General features: G+C 64.6%; 18 protein-coding genes and 1 riboswitch. Of the genes, 10 read left to right on the top strand and 8 right to left on the bottom strand.

Going from position 1 to position 18,406, the window contains the following annotated elements; translation table 11 throughout:
- The first annotated feature begins 20 nt into the window (after positions 1-20).
- A complete protein-coding gene (locus Q2T94_RS11545) occupies positions 21-200 on the top strand; it encodes a hypothetical protein (RefSeq protein ID WP_302264455.1) in 180 nt (59 codons plus the stop codon).
- Here the strand turns inward: Q2T94_RS11545 and Q2T94_RS11540 are convergent.
- The 3 genes from Q2T94_RS11540 to Q2T94_RS11530 all read right to left on the bottom strand — a co-directional run bounded on the left by Q2T94_RS11540 (position 197) and on the right by Q2T94_RS11530 (position 2,793).
- Positions 197-589 (bottom strand): hypothetical protein, encoded by a 393-nt coding sequence (locus Q2T94_RS11540; protein WP_302264453.1) that lies wholly within the window; start codon positions 587-589, stop codon positions 197-199. The genes Q2T94_RS11545 and Q2T94_RS11540 overlap by 4 nt on opposite strands.
- 65 nt (positions 590-654) lie before the next feature.
- Complete coding sequence (locus tag Q2T94_RS11535) at positions 655-2,025, bottom strand: FAD-dependent oxidoreductase (RefSeq protein ID WP_302264451.1); 1,371 nt, start codon at positions 2,023-2,025, stop codon at positions 655-657.
- A 336-nt stretch (positions 2,026-2,361) separates the two neighbouring features.
- Positions 2,362-2,793, bottom strand: a complete 432-nt coding sequence (locus tag Q2T94_RS11530) for a VOC family protein (protein WP_302264450.1) — start codon at positions 2,791-2,793, stop codon at positions 2,362-2,364.
- A 277-nt stretch (positions 2,794-3,070) separates the two neighbouring features.
- On the opposite strand from Q2T94_RS11530, the gene Q2T94_RS11525 reads away from it, so the two are divergent.
- Together Q2T94_RS11525 and Q2T94_RS11520 are read left to right on the top strand one after the other, a co-directional pair.
- A complete protein-coding gene (locus Q2T94_RS11525) occupies positions 3,071-3,574 on the top strand; it encodes a MarR family winged helix-turn-helix transcriptional regulator (RefSeq protein ID WP_302264448.1) in 504 nt (167 codons plus the stop codon).
- 230 nt (positions 3,575-3,804) lie between these two features.
- A riboswitch (SAM riboswitch) is annotated at positions 3,805-3,923 on the top strand.
- A gap of 40 nt (positions 3,924-3,963) precedes the next feature.
- Positions 3,964-4,509, top strand: a complete 546-nt coding sequence (locus Q2T94_RS11520) for an OsmC family protein (RefSeq protein ID WP_302264447.1) — start codon at positions 3,964-3,966, stop codon at positions 4,507-4,509.
- 155 nt (positions 4,510-4,664) lie between these two features.
- On the opposite strand, the gene Q2T94_RS11515 is transcribed toward Q2T94_RS11520, so the two are convergent.
- Positions 4,665-4,907, bottom strand: coding sequence for a toxin-antitoxin system YwqK family antitoxin (locus Q2T94_RS11515; protein ID WP_302264446.1), 243 nt, complete (start codon positions 4,905-4,907; stop codon positions 4,665-4,667).
- A gap of 183 nt (positions 4,908-5,090) precedes the next feature.
- Between Q2T94_RS11515 and Q2T94_RS11510 the strand changes: the two genes are divergently transcribed.
- On the top strand, positions 5,091-6,836 hold the full coding sequence (locus Q2T94_RS11510; protein WP_302264445.1) for a bifunctional metallophosphatase/5'-nucleotidase: 1,746 nt from the start codon (positions 5,091-5,093) through the stop codon (positions 6,834-6,836).
- 516 nt (positions 6,837-7,352) lie between these two features.
- A complete protein-coding gene (locus tag Q2T94_RS11505; protein ID WP_377700294.1) occupies positions 7,353-8,897 on the top strand; it encodes an amino acid permease in 1,545 nt (514 codons plus the stop codon).
- Positions 8,898-8,920: 23 nt separating this feature from the next.
- Here Q2T94_RS11505 and Q2T94_RS11500 read toward each other — a convergent pair whose 3' ends face one another.
- Together Q2T94_RS11500 and Q2T94_RS11495 are read right to left on the bottom strand one after the other, a co-directional pair.
- A complete protein-coding gene (locus tag Q2T94_RS11500) occupies positions 8,921-10,159 on the bottom strand; it encodes an MFS transporter (RefSeq protein ID WP_302264443.1) in 1,239 nt (412 codons plus the stop codon).
- Positions 10,160-10,293: 134 nt separating this feature from the next.
- The gene (locus Q2T94_RS11495) at positions 10,294-10,899 is read right to left on the bottom strand and encodes a TetR/AcrR family transcriptional regulator (protein ID WP_302264442.1); all 606 of its coding nucleotides are present in this window, start codon (positions 10,897-10,899) and stop codon (positions 10,294-10,296) included.
- Between the two features lie 95 nt (positions 10,900-10,994).
- Here Q2T94_RS11495 and Q2T94_RS11490 point away from each other — a divergent pair, with 95 nt between their 5' ends.
- Positions 10,995-11,384 (top strand): DUF1304 domain-containing protein, encoded by a 390-nt coding sequence (locus Q2T94_RS11490; RefSeq protein ID WP_302264440.1) that lies wholly within the window; start codon positions 10,995-10,997, stop codon positions 11,382-11,384.
- Between the two features lie 43 nt (positions 11,385-11,427).
- Positions 11,428-12,438 carry an NADP-dependent oxidoreductase gene (locus Q2T94_RS11485; RefSeq protein WP_302264439.1) on the top strand — a complete coding sequence of 337 codons (1,011 nt, stop codon included), beginning with the start codon at positions 11,428-11,430 and terminating at the stop codon, positions 12,436-12,438.
- Between the two features lie 16 nt (positions 12,439-12,454).
- On the opposite strand, the gene Q2T94_RS11480 is transcribed toward Q2T94_RS11485, so the two are convergent.
- Both Q2T94_RS11480 and Q2T94_RS11475 read right to left on the bottom strand, forming a co-directional pair.
- A complete protein-coding gene (locus tag Q2T94_RS11480; protein ID WP_302264437.1) occupies positions 12,455-13,189 on the bottom strand; it encodes a FadR/GntR family transcriptional regulator in 735 nt (244 codons plus the stop codon).
- Between the two features lie 168 nt (positions 13,190-13,357).
- The gene (locus Q2T94_RS11475; RefSeq protein WP_302264436.1) at positions 13,358-15,094 is read right to left on the bottom strand and encodes an L-lactate permease; all 1,737 of its coding nucleotides are present in this window, start codon (positions 15,092-15,094) and stop codon (positions 13,358-13,360) included.
- A gap of 240 nt (positions 15,095-15,334) precedes the next feature.
- Between Q2T94_RS11475 and Q2T94_RS11470 the strand changes: the two genes are divergently transcribed.
- The 3 genes from Q2T94_RS11470 to Q2T94_RS11460 are packed head-to-tail and all read left to right on the top strand — an operon-like array spanning position 15,335 to position 18,281.
- Positions 15,335-16,135 (top strand): (Fe-S)-binding protein, encoded by an 801-nt coding sequence (locus Q2T94_RS11470; protein WP_302264435.1) that lies wholly within the window; start codon positions 15,335-15,337, stop codon positions 16,133-16,135.
- A complete protein-coding gene (locus tag Q2T94_RS11465; RefSeq protein WP_302264434.1) occupies positions 16,132-17,646 on the top strand; it encodes a LutB/LldF family L-lactate oxidation iron-sulfur protein in 1,515 nt (504 codons plus the stop codon). Before Q2T94_RS11470 ends, Q2T94_RS11465 begins: the two co-directional genes overlap by 4 nt.
- Entirely contained in the window at positions 17,643-18,281 is a 639-nt protein-coding gene (locus Q2T94_RS11460; protein ID WP_302264432.1) for a LutC/YkgG family protein, read from the top strand. Before Q2T94_RS11465 ends, Q2T94_RS11460 begins: the two co-directional genes overlap by 4 nt.
- Positions 18,282-18,406: the final 125 nt, after the last annotated feature.

Here is an 18,406-nt window from a genome sequence, read left to right as displayed (position 1 = left end):
GCGGCGAAAGGCTCTGAGTATTGACGTTGCCCGGCGATGGACCTCCGACCGGTGGCACCCTCACCGGCGCCCGCCAAATGCTGGCCGGGCAGGAGGGACGCCTGCGGGATGTGCTGGTCGTGGGCAAGGAATTGTGGGTGGCCACCAACGAGGGGGCCGAATCCCGGATCATCGCCCTACCGATGGGATCCTTGGGCTAGTTCCAGTGGGCAATGATGCTCAGGACCTTGCTGAGGACGAATCCGGCTGCCAGGGCCGCGGCCGTCCAATAGAGGAAGCGCACCTGTGAGTGGGGCTTTTCCAGTTGCCAGGATCCGGTCTTGTCTTCCCGGTAGTAGACCAGTGCCTCACCCTCGGGAGGGTGTGGACGTTCGAGCACCAGGAGTTCGCTGCGGATGGTTCCGTCGGCGGTGTGAAAGACCAGGCATTCCTGCCCCTCGAGCACGGCGATCCTGTAGTCGGCGGTTTTCCAGCCCGCATCCCGGCGGCGTTCGGCCAGGGCAAAGGCATAGAATCCGGCCGCGGCAATGAGCGCCACCCACCCAATGAGGTCGAGTGCGGGTCCCAGGCTCCTCAGCAGGTCTTGCACACTCTCATCTTATGGTCTGCAACCGTCGCCCACACCATCCGGGTCCCCGCGTGACCGCAGGGTTATCAACGGTTGAAAGACCCGAGCACCTCATTCAACGCCTCGGTGGAGGAAGGGTGGGTGAAGATCGAGTCGCGCAGCGTGGCCGAGGTGACGCCCTGGCGCATGGCCAGGGCGACCAGGTTGATCACTTCCTGGGAATCCACGTGCATCAGGGCGGCACCGAGGATGCGGTCAGAGTCGGCATCGACCACGAACTTGATGATGCCGCGAGGGTCCCCGACGATCTTGGGTCGCGGCATCGCGGCAATCTCGGCGACCTTTTTGACTGCGATCTTGATGGCCAGCCCCCGGGAGCGTGCCTGGTCCTCGCTGAGCCCGACGCGAGCCAGCGGCGGGGTGGTGAAGATGGTGTAGGGAACCGCGACGCGGTCCGCGGTCGAACGCTGGCCGGATCCCAGGATGGCATCGGCGACGACGCGGTTGTCGTCCAGGGAGACGTAGGTGAATTGCGGCCCGCCGTTTACGTCCCCCAGCGCGTATACGCCCTCGGCACTGGTGGAAAGGCGTTCCTCCACCTTGATGGCCCCGGATTCGGTGAGCTCGATGCCGGCGGCTTCCAGGTTCAGCCCATCGGTGACCGGGGTGCGCCCGAGGGCAATGAGCACCGCATCGGCCTCGACTGCCCGCACGTGGCCGTCCTGTTCGTAGTGCACCATCGCGGAGTCGGCGTCCTGGCCGATGCGCTGCACGCTGGCTCCCACCCGCACCTCCACCCCCACGTCGTTCAGCGCTCCCAGGACCTCGGCGGCGATGTCTTCGTCTTCCTTTTTCAGTGCCCGTGGCCCGCGGTCCAGCACGATGACCTTTGAACCGAAGTGCGCGAACATGGAGGCGAATTCGGTCCCGACGTATCCGCCGCCGACCACCACCAGGGTTCCGGGCAGCGGCGCGTGCTGCAGTGTGGTGGAGTCGTGGATACGCCCGCCGATCTGCACGCCGTCAAGGTCCGGAATCGCGGGCACGGCACCGGTGTTGATGATGATCCGCTTGGCGTCGAGTTCGAGGATTTCTTCCCCGGCCACGACCTTGATGCGGCGCGGAGAGACGAAGCTGGCCCTGCCGGTGATGGTGATGACCGAATCCAGGCCATCCAGCATGGAAAAGTTCTTGGCCCGCATCGCGGCGCTGAGCTTGTCCCGGCGCCGCACCGCCTCATCGAAGTAGCCGGGGTCGAATCCGTTACCGGGGCGGATGTCCGCGTCATGGATCAGCGCCTTGGTGGGAACACAGCCGATGTTGATGCAGGTGCCGCCATACATGTCCGGCGATGCCTCGATGATTGCCACCCGGTGCCCGGCACGGGCCATGGTTCCGGCAAGCGTCTTTCCTCCCTTGCCCCAGCCGATGACTATGAGATCGAGTTCGTGTTCCATCGGGGCGTCCTTCATTTCTGGAAATACCGTGTTGACTACGGTTGAGTCTGGTTTGCTGAGGATAGTCGGTCAAGAAAGCCCTGCCCGAACGGGCCAGCGTCGTCGATCCGCTGCACCTATTCGACTGGATTGAGCACCCGTGCAGCCTTCGGCAGCCATCACGACATGGCCATGGCCCAAGCGAGGTGGCCACAGTCGGGACCACCTGTGCTCGTTGGCTGTCTCCCGCGGGTGGTTGACGCGAAAATGCGTGGGTTAGACCGCCCCGGGTCTAACCCACGCACTTACCCATGCCGGTTGGAGCCCTCGGCCCCCACCCACCGGCGGAACGGGCGGCTACTGCCCCGTGTTGCCGGGCCCGGCAATGTTGACCATCCAGTCAACCCCGAACTTGTCGGTGAGCATGCCGAACGAGTCGCCCCATGGGGCCTCTGCCAGTTCCTCGCCGATCGTGGCACCCTCGCTGAGCTTCTTCCAATACGTGGTCATCTCGTCCTTGTCGTCGCCGCTGAGCGTAACGGAGATGGCGGTGCCGCCCTTCCACTCCATGGAGGCAGGAGTGTCGGCCGCCATCAGGTTCAGGCCGTTCGGTGCACGCAGGTGACCGTGCATGATCTTGTTGTCATCCTCCGGATTGCCGGTCTTGGCGAAATCGAAGTCCGCGAAGGGGCGCAAATCCAGTTCACCGCCAAATATCGACTGGTAGAACTCGAGCGCGGGACGCGCCGTATCGCGGAAGCTGATGTACGGGTTCAGAATCGTGCCCATGGTGTTCTCCATCGTTTGGCGGTGTTCAACAACTAGCAATTGTGCCCGTCACATCCGGATCCGTGAAGCCTTCGGACCGATAGTTTGCCGTGAATTCGCCGGGTGGCCAACCCGACAAGCTGCCGCCGCATCGAACTCGCGGGCAGCAGCCGCGGCCAACACCGTGGTCAGGCCCGGGACGGTGCCGCGCCACGCGGGCAAAACGCAGGCGCGCGGAAATGGCAACCGCGACGTCGCGAGGGATTCGAATCGGCGGATCGCCACTAAAATGATTCCCATGACTTCACCGTTCTCCGAATCCCGACCCGACCCGGGATCGGCAACCGATCACGCAACCCTTGATCCATTGATCGAGGACGTGGAAAAAGAGTTTTCCATCATGGTCGTCAAGGCACGCCAGGCCATCCGCAGGCGCGCCGCCGCGATCCATCCCGAACTTCAGCCGCTGGGCTACAAGGTGCTGTCCATCCTGGCGCGCGAGCACGCCCAGCAGCAGATCATTCTTGCCGAGGAACTCCAGGTGGACAAGGCGACCATGAGCCGGATGATCAAATGGCTCGAGGCCAAGGAACTGGTCACCCGCGTTCCGGATCCGAGCGACGGCAGGGCCATGCTGGTCAGCATCACCGAACCCGCGCGTGCAGGCTATCTTGCCTCGAGCGCGGCGTCGCGCCAGTTGTTGAGGAACCGGCTCGTCTCCTGGGACCCCGAGGAAATCAAGCGCTTCGCCGACCTGCTCTCCAAGCTCAACGCCAACGACGCCCCGCCCCGCGAAAGCTGATCGGCGCGAAACCATTTTTCGGCCCCGGCCCTCCATCTGGAGGGGACGGGGCCGATGAAGTCTGCACGGTTTCTTCGCCAGGCTGCCTCCAACACCTTGATTCATTCGCCATTTTGGCCCCAATCGGCAAGCGAGCGGGCACTTCTTCGACGAAAGACCGTTTCATCGTGAAGATTTGTTAAGGACGCGCTTTGCGCGGGCACCACGGAATCGGCAACACTCGTAGACAGAATCACGAGCTCCAATCATTCACGGCCCTGGTCGATTGGACCGCAACCCTCTTCGTCATAGCGGGGTGCGCCAGGTGAAGATTCGACGCCACCCAACCGGATCGGCGTAAGTATGGCGTTGTGCAAGGCCTGCGCCAACCACGAAAGGATCGAACTTCCATGTCCGAAACCCTGATCGACAGCACCCTTGATGAGATTCGCGCCGAAAAGCTCACCGCGGCAGGCGCCGCCTGGGGCGAGCGCATTGCCGCCAACACCGCCAGCGCGGCGCTGACCTTCAAGGCCAGCGGAGTGTCCACCGGGTCCGTCTCCAGCGAAATCACCGCGGGCAAGCACCGCTTTATCGTCGACGAGCCAGAGGCACTGGCCGGGGACGACGTGGCCGCCAGCCCCGTTGAATTCGCCCTCGGAGCCCTCATCTCCTGCCAGGTCGTCGTCTACCGCCTGTACGCACACCAACTGGGCCTCAAGATCGACTCACTGGAAATCAATGCGGATGCCGACCTGGATGTCCGCGGCCTCTTCGGCATCGAGGAAACCATCCGCCCGGGCTTCGGCGAGGTGCGCCTGACGGTCAAGATCGATGGCCCCGAGACCCGCGAGCGCTACGAGGAGCTGCAGGCAACCGTCGATGCACGCTGCCCCGTGCTGGACATCTTCAGCAACCCGACCCCGGTCCGTGTAGAGCTGGTCACGGCCGGCTAAGGTCCATATGAACCGATCGTGGGGTCGGTGCCGTTCGAGGGGAACGGCACCGACCCCACGATTTTCGTTTAACGGGGTCCCGTTCCGGCGCCCGGCCGGGGCAAGTGCTCCTCCCCCGCAGACGGGCCGACCAAGCGTCCACGCCTACCCCTCGGCTACTCGCCGAAATCCGTTTCCTTGTAGGGCACCCCTGATTTGTCATAGGTCGTCCAGATGCCCACCTGGCGCCCGAGATCCAAGCGGCCGGAACGCATCATGGTGCCATCGATCCTGAACCATTCCCAGTCCCCGTGGATTTCCCCGTCCAGGGTGAATCCGCGCGCCCACAGGCTACCGTCCTTGTGGACTTTCTCAAACGGTTTCAGCTGGGGGGACGTCTCCGCATCGCGAGTGGCCATGCCCCCATGGTCCCACAGGCCCGCAGCCCGCCGCACGGGCATGGGCCCCATCACGGACAAAAGCCGTATGCAACAACCCTTTCACTTCTCCCTACCGCTGGGTAGGATCAGCCGAACGTGCCCCGCCGGTTCACACGCTGCGGGCCGTGCCAACTCGTCACTTTTCCCAAGGGAGTAACCACCGTGTCCGAGATACATCCGTTGCGGCGCCAGGCCTTGGTCGCCACCGCAGCATTTACCCTCCTGGCCTCCGCGGCCATGTCCTCCCCGGCACAGGCCGCGCCGGCGGCCCCCGCTTCACCGGGCCAGGACAACAAGAACCACAACGCGCCCACCACGAGCATCCAGCTGGTGGGCATCAACGACTTCCACGGCCGCATCGAGTCCAACAGCGCCGAGGCCGGGGCAGCGGTGCTGGCAGGCGCCGTGAAGGACTACAAGGACAAAAACCGCAATACCCTCTTCGTCTCGGCCGGGGACAACATTGGTGCCTCCACGTTTACCTCGTTCTCGCAGCAGGACAACCCCACCATCGAAGCGCTTCTCGCCGCCGGGCTGGATGTCTCCGCGGTGGGAAACCACGAATTCGACCAGGGCTTCACCGACCTGGTTGAGCGCGTTATCCCGCGCTATGGCGCCGGGGATTCCGCGGCGGGTGCCGACTACGCGCTGGGCGCCAACGTCTATGAAAAGGGGACCAGGAAGCCGACCCTGAAGGAATACGCGCTGCGGACCCTCAACGGTGTCACTGTGGGCATCATCGGCACCGTCACCGACCAGACGGGCACCCTCGTGACCCCCGCGGGCGTCGCCGGACTCGACTTCGGCAACCAGCTGGAGGCCGCCAACCGGGTGGCCGCGCAATTGAGCGACGGAAAGCGCTCCAACGGCGAGGCCGATGTGCTGGTGCTGTTGACCCACGAGGGGTCGGCGAGCACCGATTGCGCAGCCATCGGATCCGAAGAAACCTCCTACGGGGAGCTGGTTCGCGGCGCGTCACCGGAAATCGACGCCATCCTCTCCGGCCACACCCACGGGGGCTACTCCTGTTCCTACCCGGTGGACGGCTGGGCCAAGGGGCTGCAGCGCCCCGTGCTGCAGGCACACCAATACGGCACCACCCTGGACAGTCTTGAGATCACGGTGTCGAAGCAGCAAAAACAGGTCGTGGGACTCGAGGCGGGGCTGGTTTCGCTGACCACTATCGCCGAAAACGGACAGGTCGTCCCGCGCTTCGAGGCGGTGCCAAAGGTCGCCGAGATCGTCGCGGCCGCGACCGCCCAGGCGGAGGTCATCGGCGCCCGGAAGATCGGGGCGATCAGCGCGAGCGTCACCCGCGGCGGAACCGCGGGCTCGGACCGCGGCGTCGAATCCTCGTTGGGCAACCTGGTGGCCGACATGCACCTGTGGGCCACTTCCAACGACGCGTTCGGCGGCATTCCCGCTCAGATCGCCTTCATGAATCCCGGCGGACTGCGCGCCGACCTCATCTCCGGGGCAGACGGAACGGTCACCTACAAAGACGCCGCGTCGGTCCAACCCTTCGGCAACACGCTGTTCACGATGGACCTCACCGGCGCCCAGATCAAGGCGGTTCTCGAGGAACAATGGCAGCCCGAAGGCTCCAGCCGGCCCAAGCTGCACCTGGGGATTTCCGAGGGCTTCGGCTACACCTATGACCCCAACGCGGCCCGGGGCCAGCACATCCTGTCGATGACCTATCAGGGAGAACCGGTGGCCAACGACCAGGTTTTCCGCATTGTCACCAACTCGTTCCTGGCCGCGGGCGGAGACAACTTCTCCACTTTTGCCCAGGGAAGCAACGTGGCGGATTCCGGGCAAATCGACCTGGTGGCCTGCATCGGCTATTTCCAGGCCCACCCGTTGGTGGACCCGGCACCCTTGGGCAGGGCCCAGGCGGCCCAGTAGCCGCCGAGTGAGGGCGACCTTCCGCCTCCCGTGCGGATGGTCGCCTTCGCCCTGCGGGCCGGGGTGCCCCGGGCGGCTTCCCCGATCGAACGGATTCATTTTTTGTGACATTATCACGTCATAATAGGCTGTGCCCTTTTGGGACCGGAGTCTTCCATCCGGCGGTCGAACCGGCACATCAGGGGTCCAGCGGACCCCGGGTCAACGATCTCGGCGGGGTCTTGATCCCGCCAGTTCATCAACCGGGAAGCCATCCGTGCATCAGAAACACTGTGTCTTGGGACACGCAAGAATAAGGTCACTCGTTCCATTCCCTACGGCTCGCGGCGACGGATTCGGAGCATCGAACGCCCTGCGGTATGGTCGGGCGCTCCACGAGGGATCGCGCCCAATCGTCCCGGTTCGGCAACCGGGCGCCACGTTGGTGCCGGCGCGGCGCCTGGTGCAACCCGAAGCCGGCCGGGTGACTGTGAGCCAGCTCGCATCAGGGCCCCTTGGTGGTGTTGCATGACACCCATGAGCAGAATTTCCGTAGCACTCGAGCCCGAAGCGGCACCCCGGCGCGAACCCTCGAACCCTGTCGGTCCCGTCGGCGGCAAGCACCACAACGAACTCAAGCGCGGTCTGAGCAGCCGGCACCTGCAAATGATCGCCATCGGCGGCGCGATCGGCACGGGACTCTTCGTCGCCTCGGGTGGCACGATTTCCCAGGCCGGACCCGGCGGCGCACTGGTCGCCTATGCCCTGGTTGGCCTGATGGTGTTCCTGCTGATGCAGTCCCTGGGCGAGATGGCGGCCAAGATCCCCGTCGCCGGGTCCTTCCAGACTTTCGCGACGCGCTTCGTCTCCCCCTCCTTCGGGTTCGCGATCGGCTGGAACTACTGGTTCAACTGGGCCATTACCGTGGCCGCCGAGCTAGTCGCCGCCGGAATCATCATGGACTTCTGGCTGCCGGGCGTTCCCGGCTGGATCTGGGCCGGAATTTTCCTCGTTGTGCTGACGGGGCTCAATGCACTCTCGGCCAGGTCCTTTGGCGAAAGCGAATTCTGGCTCTCGCTGATCAAGGTGTCCGCCGTCGTGCTGTTCCTGATCGCCGGGGTGCTCATGATCGTGGGCATCCTCGGAGACAGCTCCCCCGGGCTGTCCAACTGGCAAAACCGCGAGGACGTCTTCCATGGCGGGTGGGTTTCGATCATTTCCGTCTTCATGATCGCCGGCTTCTCCTTCCAGGGCACCGAGCTGGTCGGCGTGGCCGCCGGCGAGGCGAAGAATCCCCGGCGCGAGGTCCCCAAGGCCATCCGCAACGTCTTCTGGCGCATCATGATCTTCTACATCGGCGCCATTTTCATCATCGGTTGCCTGATCCCCTTCGCCGATCCGAGCCTGTTGGCATCCGGCGAGGCCGACGTGGCAGCCTCCCCGTTCACCATGGTCTTCGAGCGTGCGGGCATCGCCTTTGCGGCGTCGCTGATGAACGCTGTCATCCTCACCGCGATCCTGTCGGCGGGCAACTCAGGGCTGTATGCCTCGACCCGCATGCTCTACTCCATGGCCCATGACGGCAAGGCCCCCAAGATCTTTGGCCGCACCAACTCGCGCGGCGTCCCGATTCCGGCGCTGCTCGCCACCGCCGCGGTGGGACTCTTTGGGTTCCTGTCCGCGATCGTCGGCCAAGGTGCCGCCTACGCCTGGCTACTGAACGTCTCGGGCTTGTGCGGATTCATCGTGTGGGCGGGCATCGCCATCTCGCATTACCGGTTCAGGCGCGGCTTCCTGGCCCAGGGCAACAAGGTCAGCGACCTGCCCTACCGGGCGTCGCTCTTCCCCATCGGGCCACTGCTGGCCTTCGCCGTGTTGATCCTGGTGATCGCCGGGCAGAACTACGAGGCGGTGGTGGCAGGGCGCGGCATGGAGGTGCTCTCCTCCTACATCGGCCTGCCCATCTTCCTGGGACTGTGGCTCGTCCACCGCTTGGTCACCAAGTCCAAGGTCGTGCCGTTGCTCGAGATGGACCTGGCCGCGCCGCAGGATGTCGAAGACGAGCTCGCCTCCAAGGCGTAGCCCGGCCCCGTCGGCCGGGGAACCTACTGCACGCGCTGCGGGGTTCCCCGGCGATAGCCGCTGGCCACGACACCGAGCCAGAGCTGGATTCCGGCAACGAGAATCAGCAGCAGCAGCGGCAGGGTCCAATCGCCGCTGAGAGCATACAACAGGCCCATGCCGAACGGTCCGCTGGTGGCCACCAGGTACCCGACCGACTGGGCCAGGGTGCTCATCGCTGTGGTTTCCTCGGAAGTGTCCCCGCTATGGGAGATCACCAGCAGCACCAGCGGGAAGACGGAGAACCCGATGCCCATGGCGACCGCGCATAGCCACGCCAACGACAGCGGCAGCCACACGAGGCCTGCCAGCCCTGCGGCGACCATGACCGAACACATGATGAAGGCGCCGCGCAGCTTGCCGTGCTTGTTGACGAGCCAGAGGGAAAGCATGGTGGCGGGGATCGTCATGGCCTGCAGCGCCCCCAAGAGGATCCCGGCATCGGCGGGCGACATGGACCGCGAGATCAGGATGCTGGGCAACCAGCTCATCATGGCGTAGGCCATGAGTGCCTGGACGGTGAAGAGTCCGGTGATGACCATCCCGCGCCGGGTGCGGATCAGCGAGAGCGGGCTGACGCCCGATGGCGACGTCGTGGCGGCGCGGTCCGAGCGGGCCATGACCATAAACGGCAGGAACGCCAGTACGGCCGCGACCGCCAGGAAGCTCCAGGTGGCAAGCCCCAGGGTCGGGGAGCCGGCGGCCAGCGCCAGGGGAACGCTCAGGGCCGAGGCTGCGGTGGCACCCACCGACATGGTGATCGTGTACAGACCGGTCATCATCGGGGTCTTGTCGGCAAAGTTCTCGCGGATAAACGACGGCATGGCAACATTGCACAGCGCGATGCCGCACATGGCCGCCACCGTTCCTGCCAGCAATGCCCACGTGGTCGGCAAGGCCCTGAATGCCAGCCCGGCGGCAAGCACGCCCAGCGCGAGCAGTATCGTTCCGGAGAGGCCAAGGCGCCTGGCCAGCCATGCCGTCGCCATGCCGGCCACGGCAAAGACCAGGGTGGGGATCGAGGGCAGCAGCGCCGTGACGAACGGGCCATAGCCCAGGAATTCCTGCAGGTCCAGGAAAAGCGGCGAAGCGCTGGTGATTCCCGCCCGCAGGTTCAGCCCGACCAGAATCACGGCGAGCAGCGACAGCACCATGAATCCACGGGACGCCGGCCGCGGAACCGTGGGCGGATTGTCGGCTGCCGGATTTTCCATCTTGGACATGCTCACAGGTTACTGGGCAAGTCCTTGCGGGAGACGGCGACCCGGGGGCAAGGTTGCTCACATCGGCGCGGCGCTACGTCCCGTGGGTTTCGGCCCGAAGGGAAATCGCGCGAAAGCGGGCCGGCGGACCTTGCCTATCGGGCTTGCGATCCCGCCGGAAGCCACAGCCGTGCCTGTTCCCCGGCTGCTTCCAGGGTTGACAGTGCCTCGCCCAGATTCACGCGCGCCATGAGCAGTGCGCCCATGGTCAGCCCCGCGACGATACGGGCCCGGGCAAGAACCACCGCGTCGGTTTGCGTCGGGTCGGCTGCGCGCAGGGCGCCGGCAACGCCGTCCCGCAATTCGACCTGGTACCCATCGATCAACAGCCTCAGCGCCTCGTCGTTGCCCGCGATGCCCGCCGCAGTGTTCAGCAACAGGCATCCTCGGTTTGTGGTCTGGTCCGCTGTTTTCACCAAGGCGTCGGACAACGAGGTCAGGTAGGTCGAGATGCCCTCGGCAGGGTGTGCCTGGTTGTGCAACAGGGTCAGGCGAGGCCGCAGGACCGTATCCATGTAGTCCTGGATCACCGCATCAAAGAGTCCCCGCTTGGAGCCAAATCCGTGATAGATGCTTGAACGGCCAAGTCCCGTGGCGGCCTCAAGATCCGCGATCGATGTGGCATCGAATCCCTTGTCCCAAAAAACGCGCCGGGCATCGCCAAGCGCCTTGCCGGTGTCGAATTCCTGCGTTCTTGCCATGAGACCCGGATCCCCCCTGTTTTGTGTAACGGTCATTCCAGTATATATTGGAACGAGCGTTACACAATCACTCATTCAATCTAGGGGCGCACCAGATGCTGCTGACAACGATGATTTTCTCCGGACTGGCCGCGGCAATCCATGTGTACATTTTTGTCTTGGAGTCCCTGCGCTGGGATCTGCCCTCCACCCGCAAGGCGTTCGGCATCAAAACGGACGCCGAGGCAAGCGCTACCAAGCCGCTGGCCTTCAACCAGGGGTTCTACAACTTGTTCCTGGCCGTTCTCACGGTTCTGGGCATGGTCCTGGTGCTGGCCTCATCCACCACTGCCGGAGCAACGTTGATCTTTGCAGGCACCGGCTCGATGGCGGCAGCGGGGATGGTCTTGCTCTTTTCCTCGCCCAAACTTGCCCGCGCGGCGATCCTGCAGCTCACGGCTCCCGCCCTGGCCATCATTTTTGGCCTGTTAGCCTTCACCCGCTAAAGTCCCCCCAAAAAATTTCCCTCTGACAAGGAGCCTCGATTACATGTCCACTTCCACCAGCACCCAGATCCACCTCGCCAGCCGCCCCACCGGGTGGCCAACGGACTCGAACTTCTCCACTGTCGCGGTGGAACTGCCCGACCTCGCCGAGGGCGAGATCCGGGTGGCCAACGAGTTCATTTCCGTTGACCCCTACATGCGCGGGCGCATGAACGACACCAAGTCCTACGCTGCGCCGTATGCCCTCGACGAAGTCATGACGGGTGGAGCGGTTGGCCGCGTGGTCGAATCGCGCGCCGAGGGATTCAACGTCGGCGATCCGGTGCTTCACCAACTGGGATGGAGGGACCTCTCCCAGTCCGCGGCAGGCAATTTCCGCGTGGTCAAGAACCTTCCCGGCCTGCCATTGTCGGCCTACCTCGGCATTCTGGGCATGACGGCTTTCACCGCCTACGTCGGGTTGACCGAAATTGCCGGCCTCAAGGACGGCGACACCGTCTTCATTTCCGGTGCGGCCGGGGCCGTCGGCAGCGCGGCAGGCCAGATCGCTCGCCTCAAGGGCGCCAAGCGTGTCATCGGTTCCGCCGGCAGCGCGGCCAAGGTCGACCTGCTGACCGAAAAGTACGGCTACGACGCAGCCTTCAACTACAAGGACGGACCGGTCCGCGGGCAGTTGCACGACGCCGCCCCCGAAGGCATCAACGTGTATTTCGACAACGTGGGCGGTGAACACCTGGAGGCTGCACTGGATGCATTCAACCCCGGCGGCCGGGGCGCCTTGTGCGGGGCCATCTCCGTCTACAACTCGACGGAGGCTCCCGTGGGGCCGCGGAACATGAGCAACATGGTCACGCGGGGGCTAACCCTCAAGGGGTTCACCGTGGGGAACTACGCCGAACACTACCCGGCGTTCATGGCCGACATGTCCGAATGGATTGCGCAGGGGAAGGTCGTCTTCGACGAGACTGTCGTCGAGGGCCTGGACAACGCGGTGCAGGGGTTCTTGGACCTCATGCGCGGCGCCAACACCGGCAAGATGGTCATCAAGCTCTAAACGGCCCCGGCGCCGCTTAGAGCTGCCTGGATTCCGTGTAGAACCACTCGATGTGCTCGCGCAGGAGCCTGGCCGCGGCCGGCCCGTTGCCTGCCGCGACCGCCTGGTGGATGCCGTGGTGCTGGGCCCGAAGGACCTTGGCGATCTTCTGCCAGGCAGCGTCGCTGGCCACCGACTCACTGACGTAGTCGCTGATGGACAGGCGCAGCGATTCCATCATGGCCTCGATGACGGCGTTGCCGGCCAGCGATGAGAGCAGCACATGGAATTGGGAGTCGAGGTCGTGGAATTCCTCGCGGTCAAGGCCCGGCACGTCCATGGCCTCAAGCAGCTCGGCGGTTCGCCGCAACACCTCGCCGCTGCGCTCGGGGTCGCTGTCCAGGTCGGCGGACTCGGCCGCCCAGGTTTCCAGCAGGATACGGGATTCGACGATGTCTGCAACGGAAAGCTGACGCGAGGCAACATGAAGCCGCAGCGTCGCCGACAGGCCCACCGCGGGATCGGAAATGACGACGGCGCCGGAGTTGGGCCCGGACCCGGTGGAGGTGCGCACCATGCCCATGGCATCGAGGATGCGGATGGCGTCCCTGACCGATGCCCGGGAGATCCCGTGGGTCTCGGCCAAGGATCGCTCGCCGGGCAAATGGTCCCCGATCTTGAGCTTTCCCGCGCGAAGGTCGGCTTCGATGGTGGTCAGGACCGTCTCGTAGGCCCGGGCCGGCTGCGGCGAATTCCTGGCTGTGTTTTTCACTGCTTCTTGTCCCCATGGTCATTGCTCATGTTTGGCCCCTTGGCCAATCAACGAATCATTCAAGCTTAATGGGTTTCGAAGCCGGCCATGGCCCCGTGGATCGGCGATAGTCCTCGCCATCCACGGGGCCGCTTGCCGGCCGTTGCGGCCGGTGTTGCCGGGAACGCCTTACGGGGTCGGCAGCATCCAGCCCAGGATCGGCGTGGACTGCAGGTACACCAGCACGCACAGCACCAGAAGCATGCCCACGGACCAGCCGGCAACCTTCTTCAGGATGACCGATTCCTTGCCTTCCATGCCCACCGCGGTGGCGGCAATGGCCAGGTTCTGCGGGGAAATCAGCTTGCCGACGACACCGCCCGAAGTGTTGGCGGCGACCAGCAGGTTCGGATCGATTCCGGCGTTGATGCCGGCGGTCTGCTGCAGCTTCGCGAACAGGGCGTTGGCCGAGGTGTCGGAACCGGTGACGGCCGTGCCGATCCAGCCCAGGATCGGGGACAGGAAGGCGAAGAAGGCGCCGGTCCCCGCGAGCCAGGTGCCGATGGTGATGGTCTGCCCGGACAGGTTCATCACGTAGGCCAGTGCCAGGACCGAAAGGATCGTGGTGGCCGCCCAGCGCATGTTGTAGATGGTGCGCCCGATTTCCAGGACGGCATCCGACACCTTGATCTTGTACTTGCCGCCTGCGTCGTTCAGCGAATAAACGATCGCGACAATCAGGCCGGTGAAGAGCAGCAGGGTTCCGGGATTGGAAAGCCACTGGAAGTTATAGATCGTCGATGAAACGGGGTTGCCCTCGCCGTCAAGCACGTGGCCGTAGAGCATGGGCCACTTGATTTTCACGTCGGTGGAGGCCAGGGCGCCGGGTACGTTCACGCCCAACTTCCAGAGCTTGGCAATGCCGAAAATCACGATGACCAACAAGTAGGGGAAGAGCGCAAGGAAGGTTGGCCCGAATTCCAGCTTCTGCTCGTGACCGCGGTAGACGGCGCCGGATCCGGCGCGGGCGTTGCCGCCCTTGCCGGCTGATGCACCCTGGGCCGCCTCGCCCACAAGAACGCGGGCGCGTGCCTCGTCGCGGCCCTTCGGGGTCCAGAACCGCAGGAAGATCACTGCGGCGCCCAATCCGGCGAGCGAGGCGACGATGTCGGTGAGCTCGTAGGAGAAGTACGTGGCGCAGAGGAATTGGGCCACGGCGAAGGAGCAGCCGATGACAAGGGCCGCGGGCCAGACTTCCTTGACGCCGCGCCGGCCGTCAATGATGAACAGCAGCAGCGTCGGCACGAAGATGGCCAGCAGTGGTGCCTGGTGCCCGACGACTGCGCCAATGTGGTTGGCGTCGAGCCCGGTCAGACCGGCCGCGGTGGTGATGGGGATGGCCACGGCCCCGAAGGCCACCGGGGCGGTGTTGGCTACCAGCACCGCGGCGGCTGCACGCAGCGGGGGCATGCCAAGGGCCAGCAGCATTGTCGCGGTGATTGCCACCGGTGCGCCGAAGCCGGCAAGCGCTTCGAGCAAACCGCCGAAGCAGAAGGCAATCAGGATGGACTGGATGCGGATGTCGCCGCCGCCGATCACGTCAAAGACGCGACGCAGGTCCTCGAACCGGCCAGAAACAACGGTGACCTGATAAAGCCAGATCGCCATGATGACGATCCAGACCACCGGGAAGGCACCGAAGACCGCGCCAAGTACGCCGGACATCAAGGCCATGCCCAGAGGCATCTTGAAGACAAAGATTGCGACCAAAATGGCAACCAGCAATGAGGTAAGCCCGGAGACGTAGGCCTTGGCCTTGACGACGGCCAGCATGACAAAGAAGGTCAGTAGCGGCAGGAGGGAAATGATGGCGGAAAGCGCAATGCTTCCGGCCAGCGGATCTGTGGTGGGAGTAAAGGTGTCCACTGGGCGTCCTTCGCGTTGGGAGTGGATCGCGGATAAGGGGGTCTTGGCGGACGCCGGTAGACATCCGTGGTCGGACCACTATGGTCCGACCACATCAGCATAACCCAAATTAAGGCACATTGGTGAGTGGGGTCACAGATTTTTTCTTTCGAGGCCGCCGGGTGGACGTGGGCCCGATCACGTCCTAGTATGGTCAGACCACATCAATTCCTCGGCTGAATGCGCCGGAAGGATCACTGAATGAAAATCGCACTTTTCGCCACCTGCATCGTTGACGCCATGTACCCGCAAACTGCTCGCGCCACGGTCAAGATCCTCGAACGACTGGGCCACGAGGTGGTCTTTCCCTCCGGACAGGCCTGCTGCGGGCAGATGCACATCAACTCCGGCTACATGGACGAGGCACTCCCCGTGGTCGCCAACCACGTGAAGGCCTTCGAGGCGGAGACCTACGACGTGGCCGTTGCGCCCTCGGGATCCTGCGTAGCCTCGGTCAAGCACCAGCACCCTGTCCTTGCCGAGCGCTGCGGCGACTCCGCGTTGAAGGCACGCGCCGAGGCGGTGGGCGCGAAGACCTACGAACTTTCGCAGCTGCTGGTCGATGTCCTGGGCATCACCGATGCAGCTGAACAGCTCGGTTCGCATTTCCCCCACAAGGTCACCTACCACCCTTCCTGCCACGGCATGCGGTCATTGAAACTGGGCGACCGCCAGCGTGACCTGCTCCAGTCCGTGGCCGGCATTCAGTTCGCGGAACTGCCCGAGGCCGATCAATGCTGCGGCTTCGGCGGAACCTTCTCCATGAAAAATGCCGACGTGTCCTCGGCGATGCTCGAGGACAAGGCCAAGAACATCAAGTCCACCGGCGCCTCGCTGTGCTCCGGCGGTGACGCGTCCTGTCTCATGCACATCGGCGGCGGACTCTCGCGCACCAATTCGGATACCACCACGCTGCACTTTGCCGAGATCCTGGCCAGCACCATTGACGAGCCGGTCTCGGTGACCGGTGAGATCCTTGTAGGAAAGGCGGGCGTGCGATGAGCAACGTCTTCATGGGCATGCCGACCCTTCCGGTCTTCGGCGACGGCAACCTCCACATCGAGGAACCCTTCCCGGCAGCCGCTCACCGCGAACTGGGCAACACCCAGATGCGCGCCAACCTGCGCCATGCCACCCACACCATCCGCGACAAGCGCCTGAAGGTCGTCGCCGAGCTTCCCGACTGGGAGGAACTGCGTGATGCGGGCTCGGCCACCAAGAACCAGGTGATGGCGAACCTGCCGGCGCTGCTGGAGGAATTCGAAACGAATTTCACCGCCCGCGGCGGAGTGATCCACTGGGCCCGCGACGCCCAGGAGGCCAACCAAATCGTCGCCGACCTGATCCGCGAGCAGGACACCACCGAGGTCGTCAAGGTCAAGTCCATGGCCACCCAGGAAATCGGGCTCAACGAATACCTCGAGGAGCAGGGCATCTCCGCCTTCGAGACCGACCTGGCCGAACTGATCGTCCAGTTGGGACACGACAAGCCCAGCCACATCCTGGTCCCGGCCATCCACAAGAACCGCACCGAGGTGCGCGACATCTTCCTGGCCGAAATGCCGAACGTGGACCCGAACCTCACCGACGAACCGCGCCTTTTGGCCATGGCCGCCCGCGAGCATCTGCGCCGCAAGTTCCTCTCCGCCAAGGTCGCCATCTCCGGCGCCAACTTCGCGCTGGCAGATTCCGGCACCCTGGCCGTGGTCGAATCCGAGGGCAACGGACGCATGTGCCTGACCCTGCCCGAAACCCTGATCACCGTCATGGGCATCGAGAAGCTGCTGCCGTCCAAGGAGGATCTCGAGGTCTTCATGCAGCTGTTGCCGCGTTCCTCCACCGGCGAGCGCATGAATCCCTACACCTCCCTGTGGACCGGGGTCACCGAGGGCGACGGACCGCAAAACGTGCACCTGGTGATGCTGGACAACGGCCGGACCGCGGCCCTGGCCGACAAGTACGGCCGCACCGCGCTGAACTGCATCCGCTGTTCAGCCTGCATGAACGTGTGCCCGGTCTACGAGCGCACCGGCGGCCACGCCTACGGATCGACCTACCCGGGCCCGATCGGCGCAATCCTGACCCCGTTGCTCACCGGCATCAAGTCCGAGGAAAACAGTTCGCTGCCCTACGCTTCGTCCCTGTGCGGCGCCTGCTACGACGCCTGCCCGGTGAAGATCAACATCCCCGAGATCCTGGTGCACCTGCGCGGGGAGGACGTGGATTCCAAGCGCGGGGAAAAGAAGCTTCCCAGCCAGATGGATTTGATGATGAAGGGCGCACAGTGGGCGTTCTCCTCCGGCAAGCACCTGGGGCTGCTGGAAAAGGGTCTGCCGCTGGGCAAGCTCGCGGCCGGGCGCGACAAGAAGATCAAGCGTCTTCCGGGCATCGCCGCCGGCTGGACCCAGTCCCGCGACATTCCCGCTCCCCCGGCCCAGTCCTTCCGCGACTGGTGGAAGAAAGACCACGAGCCGGTTGCACCCGTCAATGAGCAGGAGAAGCTGACCAAATGAGCGCCAAGGAAGAAATCCTCTCCCGCATCGCCTCCGCCCTGCGCGATGCCCCGACGCCGGAGCCGGTCCCCCGCGAATACCGGATGTCCTCGGACATGCCGGAAGCCGAGCTCATCGAACTGCTGGTCGACCGGCTCGAGGACTACAAGGCACACGTCGACGTCGTGGAAGCCGCAGACCTTTCGGCAACGATTGCCGCGCGCCTCAAGGACGCCTCCAGTTTTGTGGTGCCGCACGGCATCGACGGGACCTGGTTGGCCGATGCCGCGCCGGCCGGCGATACGCGCCGCCGCATCGATGCCCCCGGCGCCGTGCTGAGCGTGGCCGAGCTGGATGGCACCAGTGCGGTGCTGACCTCCTCGGCGGTCTCCATCGCCGAGTCGGGCACCATCGTGCTGGACGGCAGCGGCAACCAGGGACGCCGCGCGATCTCGCTGGTGCCGGACCACCACGTGTGCGTGGTCCCGGTCTCCAGCATTGTGCGCCTGCTGCCCGAAGCGCTGCCGCGCATGGACATCACCCGTCCGCTGACCTGGATTTCCGGGCCCAGCGCCACGAGTGACATCGAGCTCGAGCGCGTCGAGGGCGTGCACGGACCGCGCCAGCTTGACGTCATCATCGTCAAGGGGCTGTAGTCCCCGGCCTCTCTACCCATACCCCACGAGGTGGCCCCGGGAGGATCCGGGGGCCACCTCGTGGCCTTTTCGGGGCGGTCACGCGCAGTTGGCGCCGTCCGATCACTCCCTTCCCGGCGGCCTTG

This window comes from Paeniglutamicibacter sulfureus, from assembly GCF_030512175.1.
Taxonomy (GTDB): Bacteria; Actinomycetota; Actinomycetes; order Actinomycetales; family Micrococcaceae; genus Paeniglutamicibacter; species Paeniglutamicibacter sulfureus.
This window is presented reverse-complemented; position numbering and strand designations above follow the sequence as displayed.

Coding starts and splice junctions, on each gene's coding strand:
- Q2T94_RS11535 (WP_302264451.1), bottom strand. CDS start 2,025: ATGGAACACGAACTCGATCTCATAGTCATCGGCTGGGGCAAGGGAGGA.
- Q2T94_RS11530 (WP_302264450.1), bottom strand. CDS start 2,793: ATGGGCACGATTCTGAACCCGTACATCAGCTTCCGCGATACGGCGCGT.
- Q2T94_RS11525 (WP_302264448.1), top strand. CDS start 3,071: ATGACTTCACCGTTCTCCGAATCCCGACCCGACCCGGGATCGGCAACC.
- Q2T94_RS11520 (WP_302264447.1), top strand. CDS start 3,964: ATGTCCGAAACCCTGATCGACAGCACCCTTGATGAGATTCGCGCCGAA.
- Q2T94_RS11515 (WP_302264446.1), bottom strand. CDS start 4,907: ATGGCCACTCGCGATGCGGAGACGTCCCCCCAGCTGAAACCGTTTGAG.
- Q2T94_RS11505 (WP_377700294.1), top strand. CDS start 7,353: ATGAGCAGAATTTCCGTAGCACTCGAGCCCGAAGCGGCACCCCGGCGC.
- Q2T94_RS11500 (WP_302264443.1), bottom strand. CDS start 10,159: ATGTCCAAGATGGAAAATCCGGCAGCCGACAATCCGCCCACGGTTCCG.
- Q2T94_RS11495 (WP_302264442.1), bottom strand. CDS start 10,899: ATGGCAAGAACGCAGGAATTCGACACCGGCAAGGCGCTTGGCGATGCC.
- Q2T94_RS11490 (WP_302264440.1), top strand. CDS start 10,995: ATGCTGCTGACAACGATGATTTTCTCCGGACTGGCCGCGGCAATCCAT.
- Q2T94_RS11485 (WP_302264439.1), top strand. CDS start 11,428: ATGTCCACTTCCACCAGCACCCAGATCCACCTCGCCAGCCGCCCCACC.
- Q2T94_RS11470 (WP_302264435.1), top strand. CDS start 15,335: ATGAAAATCGCACTTTTCGCCACCTGCATCGTTGACGCCATGTACCCG.
- Q2T94_RS11465 (WP_302264434.1), top strand. CDS start 16,132: ATGAGCAACGTCTTCATGGGCATGCCGACCCTTCCGGTCTTCGGCGAC.
- Q2T94_RS11460 (WP_302264432.1), top strand. CDS start 17,643: ATGAGCGCCAAGGAAGAAATCCTCTCCCGCATCGCCTCCGCCCTGCGC.